This window comes from Collinsella sp. WCA1-178-WT-3 (M1) (assembly GCF_009696325.1).
GTDB lineage: Bacteria > Actinomycetota > Coriobacteriia > Coriobacteriales > Coriobacteriaceae > Collinsella.
This window is the reverse complement of sequence record NZ_VUME01000003.1, coordinates 1-13,164: the sequence shown is the minus strand read 5'-3', so window position 1 is coordinate 13,164 and position 13,164 is coordinate 1. Positions and strand designations below refer to the sequence as shown.

Sequence of the window (13,164 nt, the reverse complement as noted above, 5' to 3'; positions counted from 1 at the left end):
GTTCTAGTATAGACGCGACGGTGTCACTCATGTTTTTGAACGGATTGTTCAATATTTTCGGGGGGCGGCAGTAAATTGTCGGTGAGCGTGCGGTATCCTGTTGAAGTTATGTGATACCACGATGCCGCCCGCGCGGCACCAAGGAGCTTCTACCTATGGACGTCGCCGCATTCTTGCTGGCTCTTGTGCCGATCATTTGGCTTGTCGTGATGCTGCTGTGCTTTAAATGGCCAGCTTGGAAAGCCGCCATCGGATCGTTTGTCCTTTCGTGCGTGCTTGCCTTCGCATGGTGGCACCTGCCGGCTGCGCAGATCGCGACCGCCTCGCTCGAAGGCTTTTTGATGGCCCTGTGGCCCATCGTTTTGGTAATCATCGCCGCGGTGTTCACGTATAACCTGTGCGTTCGCACGGGCGCCATGGACGTGATCGGCAGCATGATCACCTCCATCAGCAGCGATCGCCGTCTGCTGGCGCTGCTTGTGGCCTGGTGCTTTGGTGGCTTTATGGAGGGCATGGCCGGTTTTGGCACCGCCGTCGCTATTCCCGCCGGCATGCTCGCGGGCCTGGGCTTTGAGGCCGTGCCCGCCGTGCTCATCTGTCTGCTGGCCAACGGCGTGCCCACGCCCTACGGCTCCATTGGCATTCCCACGGTGTCCGTTGCCGGTCTGGTGGGCCTGGACCCGCTGCATTTGGCGACCGTTCAGATGGTGCAGTTGGCGCCTTTCTTTGCGATGATGCCTCTGTTTATCGTGCTGGTTGCGGGTCGTGTCGCCGATGACCAGGGTAATGTTGCGGGCGTTGCCGAGCGCCTGAACGGCGTGGCGGGCATCGCCGTGCTCTCCGGCGTGTCCTTTGCCGGTGCGGCTCTTGTCGTTGCTATGTTTGTGGGTCCCGAGCTTGCCGTCGTCGTCGGTTCCATCGTTTCGCTCGCGCTGACAGCTGCGCTTGCCATGCGTGCCGAGAAGTCGGGGCATCTGGACGCACGCTTCCACATGAATATCGAGGCCGGCGAGCAGCTCACCGCTAAGTCGGCGCTTTCGGCTTGGTCGTGCTTCATCCTGATCTTTGTGCTGCTGTTGGGAACGTCTAACCTGGTGCCTGCCGTGCATGCTGCGCTCGCACCGTTTGCGAGCCAGGTGCAGGTGTATTGCGGCGAGAACCCCGGCACGCTCACGTTTTCGTGGATCAACACGCCGGGCGTCTGGATTTTCCTGGCGGCGTTTGTCGGCGGCGCCATTCAGGGTGCTTCGCCGCGCATGATGGGCAAGGTGCTGGCCGCGACCGTCAAGCAGATGATGCCGACGGTCATTACCATGCTTTCGGTTCTGGGCTGTGCCAAGGTTATGGGCTATGCGGGCATGATCTCTTCGATCAGCGCGTTTTGCATTGCGGTCGCCGGTGGCCTGTACCCGATTCTGGCTCCGTGGATCGGCGCGGTCGGTGCGTTCGTGACCGGTTCGGGCACGTCTTCTGGCATGCTGTTTGGTCCCATCCAGAGCCAGGCTGCCACCGCGCTGGGCGTGAGCGACTACTGGATGGTCGCGCTGAACGCGCTTGGCGTCGCCGCCGGCAAGATGATCTCGCCGCAGACGCTTGCCATCGGCCTGGCCGCTGTGCACGTGCGCGGCAAGGATGCCGAGCTCTTGGGCGCGGTCCTGCCCTACGCCGCCGGCATGCTGGTCCTTATGAGCGCCATCGCCATGCTTGGCCAAGGCTTGCCGCTATAGTTGGCACTTAGGGACGTTCCTTTTGTGCCGGCATCCGGGGACACTCCTTGAATGTTGCCTGTTCAAGAGTGTCCCCAACGACTCGTCGTTTAAGAACGTCCCCAATGACTACCCAATGACTAGGCCGCTTGCCTGCGATTTTTGACCGTTGGGCGGGCTTACCCCCCTTGCCACAAAAACGTTTTTGCATATCGGGTACAACGAACTTTACGTGAGTAAAGTGCGCGCCGCGCCCGCGTGACGCGCTTTTAAAGGAGGCCCCATGCCTGGTGTTACCCCTGCAGAAGTTCTGTCCAACTTTGGTATTACGCTGGTCGAAGATCCCTCCGAGAATCAGCCGCGTCTGCTGGTCGATCTACCTGCTGCGGAGCTCGTCGAGCACGCCATCCGCCGTGAAGAGGGCCGCATGGCATCCAACGGCGCGCTGGTAATCGAGACGGGGGAGCGCACCGGCCGTTCTCCCAACGACCGCTTTATCGTTGACACCCCCGATGTTCACGACAAGATCGCCTGGGGCGCCGTCAACCGCCCGCTTTCGATTGAGAGCTACGAGGCCATCAAGGCCGGCATCGTCGACTATCTCAACGAGCGCGACGTGTTCGTCACGCGCGGCATGGCGGGTGCCGACCGCAACCACACGCGTCGCCTGCTCGTTGCCTGCGAGCGCGCGAGCCAGGCGCTCTTCATTAAGCAGATGCTCGCCCGTCCGCTCGCTCGCGAAATTGCGCGCACCGGCGAGCCGGACTTTTGCGTGCTCGCGGCACCCGGGTACCAGTGCGACCCCGCCATCAAGGGCCTCAACTCCAGCGCCGCCGTGGTCATCAACTTCCAGGAGCGCGTGATTCTGGTTGCCGGCACCGGCTACTCCGGTGAGATTAAAAAGTCCATCTTCAGCGTCATGAATTACCTGCTGCCCGTCGAGGACGATGTACTGCCCATGCATTGCTCGGCCAGCATGGATCCCGTCACGCACGAGACCGCGGTGTTCTTTGGCCTGTCCGGCACCGGCAAGACCACGCTTTCGGCCAATCCCACGCGCCTGCTGATCGGCGACGACGAGCACGGTTGGTCCGACATGGGCATCTTCAACATCGAGGGAGGCTGCTACGCCAAGTGCGAGGGCCTGGACGAGTTTCACGAGCCCGAGATCTTCAATGCCGTTCGCTTTGGCGCGATCTGCGAAAACGTGGTACTCGACGAGAACCGCAAGCCCAACTACGATGACGTCTCGATCACGCACAACACGCGCGTTGCCTATCCCGTCGAGCATATCCCCAACGCGTGGACCAAGGGCATGGGCACCACCCCGAGCGTCGTGCTGTTTTTGACCTGCGATGCCTTTGGCGTGCTGCCGCCTATCTCGCGCCTGACGGCGGATGCCGCCATGTATCACTTTGTGACGGGTTTCACCGCCAAGATCCCCGGTACCGAGGTCGGCGTCACCGAGCCCACGCCCACGTTCTCCTCGCTGTTCGGAGAGCCGTTTATGCCGCTTGACCCCATGGTCTATGCCAAGATGCTCGGCGAGCGTATCGCCGACGGTCGCACCCGCGTCTATCTGCTCAACACCGGCTGGATTGGCGGCGGTTATGGCGTGGGCCATCGCATCGAGCTTGCCTACACGCGCGCCCTGGTTGCACGCGCCCTCGACGGTACCATCGAGGACAGCGAGTTCTTGCACGACGATATCTTTAATGTCGACATTCCCACCACGTGCCACGGTGTGCCGGACGGCATCCTGGTGCCGCGCCAGTACTGGCAGAGCACAGCGCGCTACGACGAGGCCGCGCACAACCTGGCGGTGATGTTCGAGGAGAACTTCGAGAAGAAGTACTCGCACCTGCCCGAGTCCGTCAAGGCCGCCGGCCCGCACGCCCAGGTGTCCGCCGAGGCCCGTCATCGCGGCCGCGGCCTGCTGGGACTCCGCCACTAGCGTCGCCTCGAGTCCATATCCACCACAAAGAGGCAGGCGCCTTTGTGGTGATTTTGCTCGTACGGATGACTCGGGCTACAATACGCCTGACATATCGTCCCCTTCTCCGGATGGGGACAGCGTAAGCGCTCTTGTGACGGCACCGTAGGACTTTGAAGGTGGCCGTTGTAAGGGCGCTTTTTGTTTAGGCGCTCGCGTTGGCGCGAATTGCGAAAGGAGCACGTATGAAGAGCTTTATTGCCGAGGATTCATTTTGGGAGCTATTTCCACAGGCGGCGGTCGGCGTCGTGGTCGTAAAGGGCATGAAGCCCGCGGCTCAGATTCCCCAGGAGGACGTGGACGCGATTGCGGCGCTGCTCGATCGCGCCAATATCGATGCGGAGCGCCACCTGACAAGCGATACCATCAGCGAGAACGCGCCGGTCAAGGCATGGCGCGAGGCCTATCGCCTGTTCAAGACTAAAAAGGGCGCCCGCTGCTCAATCGAGAACCTGCTCAAGCGCGTGCTCAAGGGCAAGCCGGTCGGTCATATCACACCGGCGGTGGATATTTACAACACGGTGTCGCTGACCTACGCGCTGCCCGTGGGAGGCGAGGATTTGCACGCGATTGAGGGAGACCTTCGCTTGAAGGTGACCGACGGTGGCGATGCGTTCCTGCCGCTTGGCGAGGAAGCAGATGATCCGACGCTGCCCGGCGAGCTCGCCTACATCGATGATGCGGGCGCCGTGTGCCGCTGCTGGAACTGGCGCGACGGCGTTCGAACGGCCCTGTCCGACGATTCTGCCGATGCGTTCCTGGCGATTGAGTGTGTAGAGCCCGAGCGAATGGGGGACTGCCAGGCCGCGATCGATCGCTTAGCCGAGCTGCTCGAGCGCTATCTGGGAGCGACGGTTGTCGTCAAGACGCTTGTGACCCGCGATAACCCGCGCGTGGAACTCTAGCTCGGGCCAAACCACCACACAAACCACCACAAAGGTGCTATCCCCTTTGTGGTGGTTTTTATGTTGATGAGTTAACAATTGGGATATTTGGGTACGGGGGTTCGGGCATGCGGCTAAGATGTTTACCCGTTAGCATCATGCAAGCGAAAGGCGGTCGTCTCCCATGCAGCAGAACGACGAGACACGTTTTGAGGATTTTGTCGGACTGATTAGCGGGCTCTACAAGGAGATCCAGCGCATTAAGGCATCTGAGGGCGCAAGGCTGGGCCTTAAGGGTTCCGATATCATGTGCCTGTACTATCTTGAGCGCAGCAAGGACGGCCTGACTGGTGCCGACCTCGCCCGCATGGCAGGCGTGACCCGCGCTGCCGTCTCGCGCACGCTGGCGCATCTGGAAGAGGGCGGCTACGTCGAGGTCGACGATTCGGGCGATGCCGCCGTTAAGTATCGCGCCCCGGTTCGCCTGACCACGTTGGGCGGCGAGAGCATGAATGAGGCCGATCGCATTATTCGCGAGGTGCTCGACGCCACCGGCAAGGCCATGGGCGTGGAGCAGCGCGAGCAGATGTACGCGTCGCTGCGTACGATTCTCGACACCCTGCGCGAGCTGTAGGGCCGCCTAGGCATTTGCTTCCCACTAACAACTGCATCGTCCCGTTTGAGCGCGTATGCCGTGCCGGGGCATTGCTGTCAAAATTCCCTGCGCGGGACCTGCGCAAGAAAGGATTCGCTATGTCCGTCCGCATTATTACCGATTCCGCAAGCGATATGTCGCCGGCGGAGCACCCGGCACTGGCTGTTTTGCCACTGTCCGTCACCTTTGGCACCGATGTGTACATGGATGGCGTCGACATCGATCACCGGCGCTTTTACGAGATGCTCGTGGAGCGCGATGAGCTGCCCAAGACCGGTCAGGTCAACCCGTACGCGTTTTCGCAGGCTATCGCCGAGGTTCGTGAAGCCGGCGATGAGGCCGTGATTATTACCGTGGGCGCTAAGCTTTCCGGCACCAATCAGAGTGCGCGCACCGCTCTTGCCGAGGCCCCGGGCGGCGATGTGTTCGTGGTAGACAGCAACAACGTCACCCTGGGCGAGCGCGTGCTGGTCGAGTATGCCCTGCGCTTGGTGGACGAGGGCCGTAGCGCGGCCCAGATCGCGGCGGCGGTCGAGGCCGTGCGCGACCGCGTGGTGGTTATCGGCCTGCTCGAGACGCTGGAGTACCTGGTGCGCGGTGGTCGCCTGTCTGCTGCGGCCGGCGCCGTGGGTACGCTGCTCAACGTAAAGCCCGTGGTGGCTGCCGAGGACGGTCTGATCGTGCAGCTGGGCAAGGCGCGCGGTTCCAAGAACGGTCGCAACCTGCTGAACCAAAAGGTCGAAAAGGCGGGCGGCGTCGACTTTTCCATGCCGCTGGCGCTCGGCTATACGGGCCTTTCGGATGCGGTGCTCAAGAAGTATATCGAGGACAGCGCCGCGCTGTGGGCTGGCCACACCGAGGGCGAGCTGCCCGTTCACACCATCGGCGCCACCATCGGCACCCATGTAGGCCCCGGTGCCGTAGCCGTAGCCTTCTTCCAGCCTGCCAACTAACCGACCTGCCAAAAAGGGACAGGTTTATTTTGGCAGGTTTTATCTGGGCAAACGCTACCTGCCATGCCATGTGATCCCTCGGCGATGACGGGGTTGCGGACCATCGGCCTCACGGAGGCCGCAAATGATCCGCAACCTGCCGTCCCCGAGGGATCATTTGATTTATGCTGTTGCGGGCGGAAAGGAGCATCGATGGCGTCTGAGGGCTTTTTTGAGCGGGTGTACGAGGTAGTCGAGCAGATCCCTGAGGGGATGGTTGCCACGTACGGCCAGGTGGCGCTGCTCGCCGGCCGTCCACGAAGTGCGCGGTACGTGGGGTATGCCCTGCATAGCAATCCGCGCCCCGGCGAGATTCCCTGTCACCGCGTGGTGTTTGCCGATGGTCGCATTTGCGAGGGCTTTGCCTTTGGCGGTCCCGACGCTCAGCGCGAACTTCTGCTGGGGGAGGGCGTGACGTTTGTCGACCCCATGCACGTCGACTTGGCCGCCTGTCGTTGGCCAGCAGGGCTCTAGCGGCTCTGCCGTGGCCAAGACCACCACAAAGGTGCCTGTCCTCTTTGTGGTGGAACGCTGGCTCCATTGATGTTTCCCCAGATAAAACCTGCCAAAATAAACCTGTCCCTAATTGGCAGGTTTAACGGGGTTAACTTATGCAGAAGGTGTGGCGGCGCGGTTTGATGCTACAAAGTAAACAATGGTGAACTATATTGTATGCAGCAACGGAGCAGGCCGTAGGCGATGGAAAAGCCTGCCCTGTTGAGTTTGATTCGCATTCCTCCCCTCTGTGCGATTCAACGGTGTACTTCAGGAAAGCGCCCGTCGGCTGCCATGGTCGGCGGGCGCTTTCCTGTAAGCATGGGGCAAACCCATCAGGTCTGTTATCCCATAATGAGGTACTGACGTTTGGTTTTAGGGGGGCACTAACTTTGATTGTTAGTCCCGCTTACAGCAACCGATCTTGGTAAATCCCTGCGGCGCTTCTTCGCCTGCGGGGATTCTTGGGCTGTCGCTTCCCAGATATGCTTCTACATGCCGCGCGAACGCTTGCCACGACCACTCGTCTTTATCGGCCTCAAGCCGATCGGGAGAAATCGCGTTGAACAGGCACGTTGGAATCTCGTGCTCGTGCAGATTCTTAGCGATACACGGTGTGCAGCCCTTCTCGTGGTTGACAGGGTTAAATGGGCATTTCCGGTCGTTGCAGGTACAAAACGCAACTGAGCTCATGGGACTCCTTCCGGTCGGTCGGGTCTGCCGTAAAAGCTGCCGCATGTTAAACAATAGGGTGTCATTGCTTAACAGGATATAGCCTCAAGGTGCTTGCGACTTAGGGGTTCTGCCAAGCGGCTGAATATCTCGGCGACCGACCTCTGAAGAAAACAAAACCGCCGCAACGAGGATTGTGAACTGCGCCCCGAAACTTGGACTGAATAAATAGCGACTACGCCGCAAGGGCCCGGTTCCGGAACTCCTCCGGCGTCAGGCCCTTCAATCTTACCTGCCTGCGCCGCGTGTTCCAATGGGCTATGTACTCCTCCAGGTCGCGCTTGAAGTCCTCGAAGCTGCCCCACTCCCTGCCGCGGTAGAACTCGTCCTTCACGTGGCCGAAGAGCTGCTCGGTGGCGGCGTTGTCGATGCAGTTCCCCTTGCGCGACATGCTCTGGGTGATGCCCGCCCCCTCCAGCCTGGAGGTGTAGGACTCGTGCTGGTACTGCCAGCCCATGTCCGAGTGCATGGTCGGTGCCGCCCCGTCGGGCAGGGCCTCGAGGAGCCGGTCGAGCATCCTGTGCTGCTGGGCGAGGTCCGGAGAGGTCGATATGTCGCTCGCCACGATCTCCTTCGTGCAGAAGTCGAGCACCGGGGCCCAGTAGGCCTTGGCGCCGGCGACCTTGAACTCGGTGACGTCGGTGCCGAGCTTCTGCCACGGCCCCTCGGCGCCGAAATCCCTCGCGATGACGTTCTCGAACGTGCTCCCCACGAGCCCCCTGTAGGAGCTGTACCGGCGGCGGGAGCCCCGGCGGCGTATCGCGCACCGGATGCCCATCTCGCGCATCATCTTGAGCACGGTCTTGTCGGCCACGACCGCGCCCAGCTCGGCGCGCAGGCACATGGCTATCTGCCGGTGCCCGCAGCCGTTGGCGGTGCGCGAGAATATCTCGGCCGCGGCGTCGCGCAGCTCGGGCCTGGTCGGCCTCCGCGGGTGCGCCAGCGCGTAGTAGTAGGTCGACCTCCTGAGCCCCGAGCACTCCAGCAGGTGGCGCAGGGAGTGCCCCTCCGCCCTCAGCGCCCTCACCGCCTCGGCCGCCGCCCTGGTCAGAGCCCGTCCCGCTCGACCAGGGCGCGCAATTTTTTTAGGTAGGCGACCTCGGCCTCGAGCCTGCGGCAGCGCTCCTCGAGCTCCTGCTCGCGGGTGCGGGCCCGGGGTTTCGACCTCGACCCCCTCGGCCTGCCCTTCGGTCCGGGCCGCAGCGCCTCGGCGCCGCCCTCGCGGTAGAGCCTGCACCAGCGCTCCAGCGGGGACTTCGACCTGATCCCGAACTCGGCCATGGCGTCGGTCTTCGCCATCCCGCCGTCGACCACGGCCGACGCCGCGGCGACCCTCTGCTCGAATGTGTACCTGGATTGTTTCCCGCCCATGGACAGCAACGCCTCGCTTCCGAACGCCCGGTATACCCACTGCCATTCTCTCACGGTCTCGCGGGGGACGGACAGGGCCTCGGCCGCCGGCTTGCAGCCGACGCCGGCGTCGAAGAGCTCGACGGCCCGCCTCCTGGACTCCAGGTCGTGCTTCACCCTGAGGTCTATACTCATGGAAAACCTCCCATTTCCCGATGTCCAAGAAATGGGAGGCAGTTCATTGTGCCAATCGCGGCGGTTTAGTTTGAGTGTTGTTTATTGCTCTCGACTAGTACACCATGCCCATGGCGTCCCGAACCTCTGCCAGCGTCTGCTCGGCAATCTCGTTGGCGCGACGGTTGCCCTCGTGCAGGACGTCCTTCACATAGTCCAGGTCGTTCTCGTAGCGCTGGCGACGCTCGCGGATCGGTGCGAAGTACCCGTTGACGGCCTCGGTCACGTACTTCTTGAGCTGGCCAGAGCCACCCATGCCAATCTCCTCGGCAATCTCGACCTCGGAACGGCCGGTGCAGATGGCGGCTGTCGAAAGCAGGCCGGACACGCCGGGGCGGTTCTCGGGATCAAACGTAATCATGCGTTCGGAGTCGGTCTGGCTCTTCTTGATGCGCTTGGCCGTCTCCTCGGCGGTCATCGAGATATTGATGGCGTTGCCGTAGCTCTTGCTCATCTTGCGGCCGTCCAGGCCGGGCAGCAGCGGGGTCTCGGACAGCAGCGCGTCGACCTCGGGGAATACCTTGCCGTAGCGGTTGTTAAAGCGGCGGGCGATGGTACGGGTGAGCTCGATGTGCGGCAGCTGGTCGCGACCGACGGGCACAACGTTACCCTTGCAGAACAGGATGTCGCAGGCCTGGTGCACCGGATAGGTGAGCAGAAGGCCGGTGAGCTCGTGGCCCGAGGCCTCCATCTCGGCCTTGACGGTGGGGTTGCGCGCCAGCTCGGCCTCGGAGACCAGCGACAGGAACGGCAGCATGAGCTGGTTGGCGGCGGGCACGGCGGAGTGCGTGTAGATCATGGTCTTGTCGGGGTCGATACCGCAGGCAAGGTAGTCCATGACCATGTTATACACGTTGTCCTGGATGTGCTCGGTGGTGTCGCGGTCGGTGATGACCTGGTAGTCGGCAATGAGCACGTTGGTCTTGGCGCCCATATCCTGCAACTCCACGCGGCCCTTGAGGGTGCCAAAGTAGTGGCCTAGGTGCAGACGGCCGGTGGGGCGGTCGCCGGTAAGCATGGTGAACTTCTCGGGCGTCTTGGCCAGGCCCTCGCGAATGGCGTTGCTCTTTTGCAACGCGACTTCGTAGCTGTTCTCGTTTGGCATGATTGCTCCTAACGTATGTTCATGGGTCAAGATGATAACGCGTTTATTGAGAGGGGCGGGCGAAAGTGAGCAAGGGGGTGGTAAGGCGAGACATGCGTGGCGGTCGAGGCGCGGTCACGAGCGGCCGACGGTAAGCAGAACAACCTTCTGCAGCAAACCTTAATGCCTGTGGTGGCGCTCTTCCTTATGCTCCTCGGCCGCTTGCTCCTCCTGCTTAAAGGCGGGGTCGTCGGGGGTTATCAGCTCGTCTTCGTGCGTGCGCTTGTTGTAATGGTGGCGTAGCACGGGCTCAAACAGGTGCAGGTGCTTGGCGAAGGCTGCCGAGCCAATGCCAAGCACGGTAAAGATGAGCACGCGCATGGGGACTTCGACCTGGTTGATGGCGGCCGCACCGGCCGAAAGCAGGACACACCAGGCATAGATAAGCAGCACAGCCTGCTTCTGGTTATAGCCCTCTTGAATGAGGCGGTGGTGGATATGGCCTTTGTCGGCCTGCCCAATGCTAATGTGGGCGCGCTTGCGGCGCACGATGGCGCTAAACGTGTCGATGATGGGCACACCGGCAACGATGAGCGGAATGATAAGCGAGGTGAGCGCGGCGGTGCGGCTCACATTAAGCAGCGAAATGGAGCCCAGCGCAAAGCCCAGCAGCAGCGACCCCGAGTCGCCCAGAAAGATGCTCGCGGGGTTGAAGTTATAGCGCAAGAAGGCGAGGCACGAGCCAAAGAGCGCGATGGAAAGCGCGGCGGCGTCGATGCGGCCCGAGAGCACGGCGACCGAAAACATGGTGAACGATGCGATGCCGCAGATGCCTGTGGCCAGGCCATCGAGGCCGTCGATGAGGTTGATGATATTGGTGAACGCCACCAGGTAGACCACGGTGATGGGGTAGGCAAGCCAGCCGAGCATGATCTCGCCGGGGGCAACCGGGTTGACGATGACGCCGATTTTTAGTCCACCCACGCAGGCGATGAGCGCGGCAAGGACCTGGCCGGCGAGCTTTTGCTTGGGCCTAAGCTGGAAGACGTCGTCGATCGCGCCGGTCGCAAAAATGACGGTAAAAGAAAGCGCCAGCATGGGGTAGCTAATGTGCAGGCGCGGATGCGGGACCAAGACGGGCGGCCAGCCCAGATACCAGGTGCCCATAATCTGAACGATGCAGGCAACGACCAGGCCCAAAAAGACCGCCGTACCTCCCAAGCGCGGGATGGGCTTGGTGTTGATACGGCGTTTTGAAGGATAGTCAACGGCGTCGAGCTTGATTGCCAGACGTTTAACCAGGGGCACCGTGAGGAAGGTCGTGATATATGCCGCGGCTGCCACGCAAAGGAACGGTATGTAGCTCGTGGATGAAGCCATGTATCAAAAACCGCCAAGCGTCGAAGGAAAAGGTCAAAGGATGCCATGCCGCAAAGGGTATAGCTGACCCATGATACTCGACCAAAGGGGGTGCGGGGAATCGCGCCGATCGATAATCACGTGCTTACCAGATATTGGGATGGTGGCGGGGGTTCTGCCGAGTGCCGTTGGGTGTCATACGGGATTTGCGATGGCAATTTTTGGCAAAAACGGCAAAAGAAAACCACCCCCCACGTTACGAAAATGAACCCACCTAAAACAGGTGGGTGCCCTCATCGACCGTTCCAGCGTCCTTAACAACGAAGGATACCTGTACTACGTACGACTGTGTGGGCTCCCTAAATAAACGCGACGGTTCACCCAGTTGCTCCGCGGGGGGCGGAATACCTACATCATATAGCGGCACTTTATCGATTCCAGTCTTGACATTACAAAAATCGTGTCGGACGATTACGGCGTCTTGGGCTCGAGCTGTCTGTGCGGCTGGTCCTTTTGCGTTTGAGCTGCTGAATCGTTGTTTTGGAGCATGTTTTTATGCCGACGTCGTTGACCGAACTTTTTTCGCCCGCCTGCCATTTGTGTCCGCGGCGTTGCGGTGCGGCGCGCGATGAGGGTGCGCGCGGCGTATGCGGTGCTAACGACACGCTCAAGGTGGCCCGCGCGGCGCTTCATATGTGGGAGGAGCCGCCTATTTCGGGCGAGGCCGGTTCGGGCACGATCTTCTTTAGCGGCTGCTCGCTCAAATGCGTCTATTGCCAGAACCACGAGATCTCGACGGGCAATTTCGGTCTTGAAATTTCGCCCGAGCGCCTGGTCGAGATTATGTTGGAGCTGCAGGACCAGGGTGCCAACAATATTAACTTGGTGACGGCGACGCACTACGCGCACCTGCTGCCGGCTGCGATTGCCGCGGCACGGGCGCGCGGGCTGGTCATCCCAATCGTCTACAACACAAGCGGTTATGAGCGCGCGAGTGCCGTGGCGGCGCTCGGCGATCTGGTCGATGTGTGGCTTACCGACTTTAAATATGCCGATGCGGGGCTTGCGCAGTCGCTCTCTCATATTCGGGACTACCCACGTGTGGCCGTGTCGGGTTTGGCGCAAATGGCGCGCGAGATTGAGCGCCGTGGGGGAGAGCTGGTGGACGAGGACGGGCTCATGAAGCGCGGCATGATCGTGCGTCACCTGGTGTTGCCGGGGCATGCGGACGATTCGTGTCGCGTGCTAGACCTGGTGTGGCAGACGGTGGGTGATGTGCCGATCTCGGTCATGAACCAGTACACGCCCAATGCGCTCATGCGCGAGCAGGGCGGCGACTTGGCGCGAGCCGTGACGCGCGAGGAATACGAGCGGGTGCTCGACCATGCCGACGACCTGGGCTTTACGACGATGTTCTGGCAAGAGGGGGGCGCGGTAGACGAGAGCTTTACTCCAGCCTTCGACACCACCGGCGTCCTCACCAGCGCAAAGTAGCTCTTTTGAGCAGTCTTTTTGGGACGTGTCTCTATAGTTTTGTCAACCGCGTGCTTCGTGCCATTTCGGCATGACGCATCCGGGCGCCTGGCGCCCCCGCTCGGTTTCCTCTTCGGTTGATCCCGCCGCCCGCTAGGCCGCGTACGGGACGGCGTCGCGCATGATCGCGTATATGACCTTGAGCCT

12 protein-coding genes are annotated in these 13,164 nt (G+C 61.4%); 7 read left to right on the top strand and 5 right to left on the bottom strand.

Translation table 11 applies throughout. The features are described from left to right. Positions 1-155 precede the first annotated feature (155 nt). The 6 genes from FYJ40_RS02730 to FYJ40_RS02705 all read left to right on the top strand — a co-directional run bounded on the left by FYJ40_RS02730 (position 156) and on the right by FYJ40_RS02705 (position 6,704). The gene (locus FYJ40_RS02730; RefSeq protein ID WP_154515661.1) at positions 156-1,727 is read left to right on the top strand and encodes an L-lactate permease; all 1,572 of its coding nucleotides are present in this window, start codon (positions 156-158) and stop codon (positions 1,725-1,727) included. A gap of 262 nt (positions 1,728-1,989) precedes the next feature. Further along, a complete protein-coding gene (pckA, locus tag FYJ40_RS02725; RefSeq protein WP_195838533.1) occupies positions 1,990-3,660 on the top strand; it encodes a phosphoenolpyruvate carboxykinase (ATP) in 1,671 nt (556 codons plus the stop codon). Positions 3,661-3,884: 224 nt separating this feature from the next. Continuing rightward, complete coding sequence (locus FYJ40_RS02720; RefSeq protein WP_154515658.1) at positions 3,885-4,604, top strand: B3/4 domain-containing protein; 720 nt, start codon at positions 3,885-3,887, stop codon at positions 4,602-4,604. Positions 4,605-4,767: 163 nt separating this feature from the next. Then, complete coding sequence (locus FYJ40_RS02715) at positions 4,768-5,217, top strand: MarR family winged helix-turn-helix transcriptional regulator (RefSeq protein ID WP_154515655.1); 450 nt, start codon at positions 4,768-4,770, stop codon at positions 5,215-5,217. A gap of 119 nt (positions 5,218-5,336) precedes the next feature. Continuing rightward, on the top strand, positions 5,337-6,191 hold the full coding sequence (locus tag FYJ40_RS02710) for a DegV family protein (protein WP_154515652.1): 855 nt from the start codon (positions 5,337-5,339) through the stop codon (positions 6,189-6,191). A 192-nt stretch (positions 6,192-6,383) separates the two neighbouring features. After that, entirely contained in the window at positions 6,384-6,704 is a 321-nt protein-coding gene (locus tag FYJ40_RS02705) for an MGMT family protein (protein ID WP_154515649.1), read from the top strand. A gap of 420 nt (positions 6,705-7,124) precedes the next feature. Here the strand turns inward: FYJ40_RS02705 and FYJ40_RS02700 are convergent, their stop codons facing one another. The 5 genes from FYJ40_RS02700 to FYJ40_RS02680 all read right to left on the bottom strand — a co-directional run bounded on the left by FYJ40_RS02700 (position 7,125) and on the right by FYJ40_RS02680 (position 11,505). After that, on the bottom strand, positions 7,125-7,418 hold the full coding sequence (locus tag FYJ40_RS02700) for a DUF6485 family protein (RefSeq protein WP_195838532.1): 294 nt from the start codon (positions 7,416-7,418) through the stop codon (positions 7,125-7,127). Positions 7,419-7,632: 214 nt separating this feature from the next. Beyond that, complete coding sequence (locus FYJ40_RS02695; RefSeq protein ID WP_370450575.1) at positions 7,633-8,484, bottom strand: IS3 family transposase; 852 nt, start codon at positions 8,482-8,484, stop codon at positions 7,633-7,635. A gap of 20 nt (positions 8,485-8,504) precedes the next feature. Next, a complete protein-coding gene (locus FYJ40_RS02690) occupies positions 8,505-9,002 on the bottom strand; it encodes a helix-turn-helix domain-containing protein (RefSeq protein ID WP_099431658.1) in 498 nt (165 codons plus the stop codon). Positions 9,003-9,096: 94 nt separating this feature from the next. Next, a complete protein-coding gene (trpS, locus tag FYJ40_RS02685; protein WP_154515646.1) occupies positions 9,097-10,146 on the bottom strand; it encodes a tryptophan--tRNA ligase in 1,050 nt (349 codons plus the stop codon). Positions 10,147-10,305: 159 nt separating this feature from the next. Beyond that, positions 10,306-11,505, bottom strand: a complete 1,200-nt coding sequence (locus FYJ40_RS02680; RefSeq protein WP_154515643.1) for an MraY family glycosyltransferase — start codon at positions 11,503-11,505, stop codon at positions 10,306-10,308. A 534-nt stretch (positions 11,506-12,039) separates the two neighbouring features. Between FYJ40_RS02680 and FYJ40_RS02675 the strand changes: the two genes are divergently transcribed. Next, positions 12,040-12,978: a radical SAM protein gene (locus FYJ40_RS02675; RefSeq protein WP_154515640.1), complete on the top strand. Its 939-nt coding sequence runs from the start codon at positions 12,040-12,042 to the stop codon at positions 12,976-12,978. The last annotated feature ends 186 nt before the right edge of the window (positions 12,979-13,164 follow it).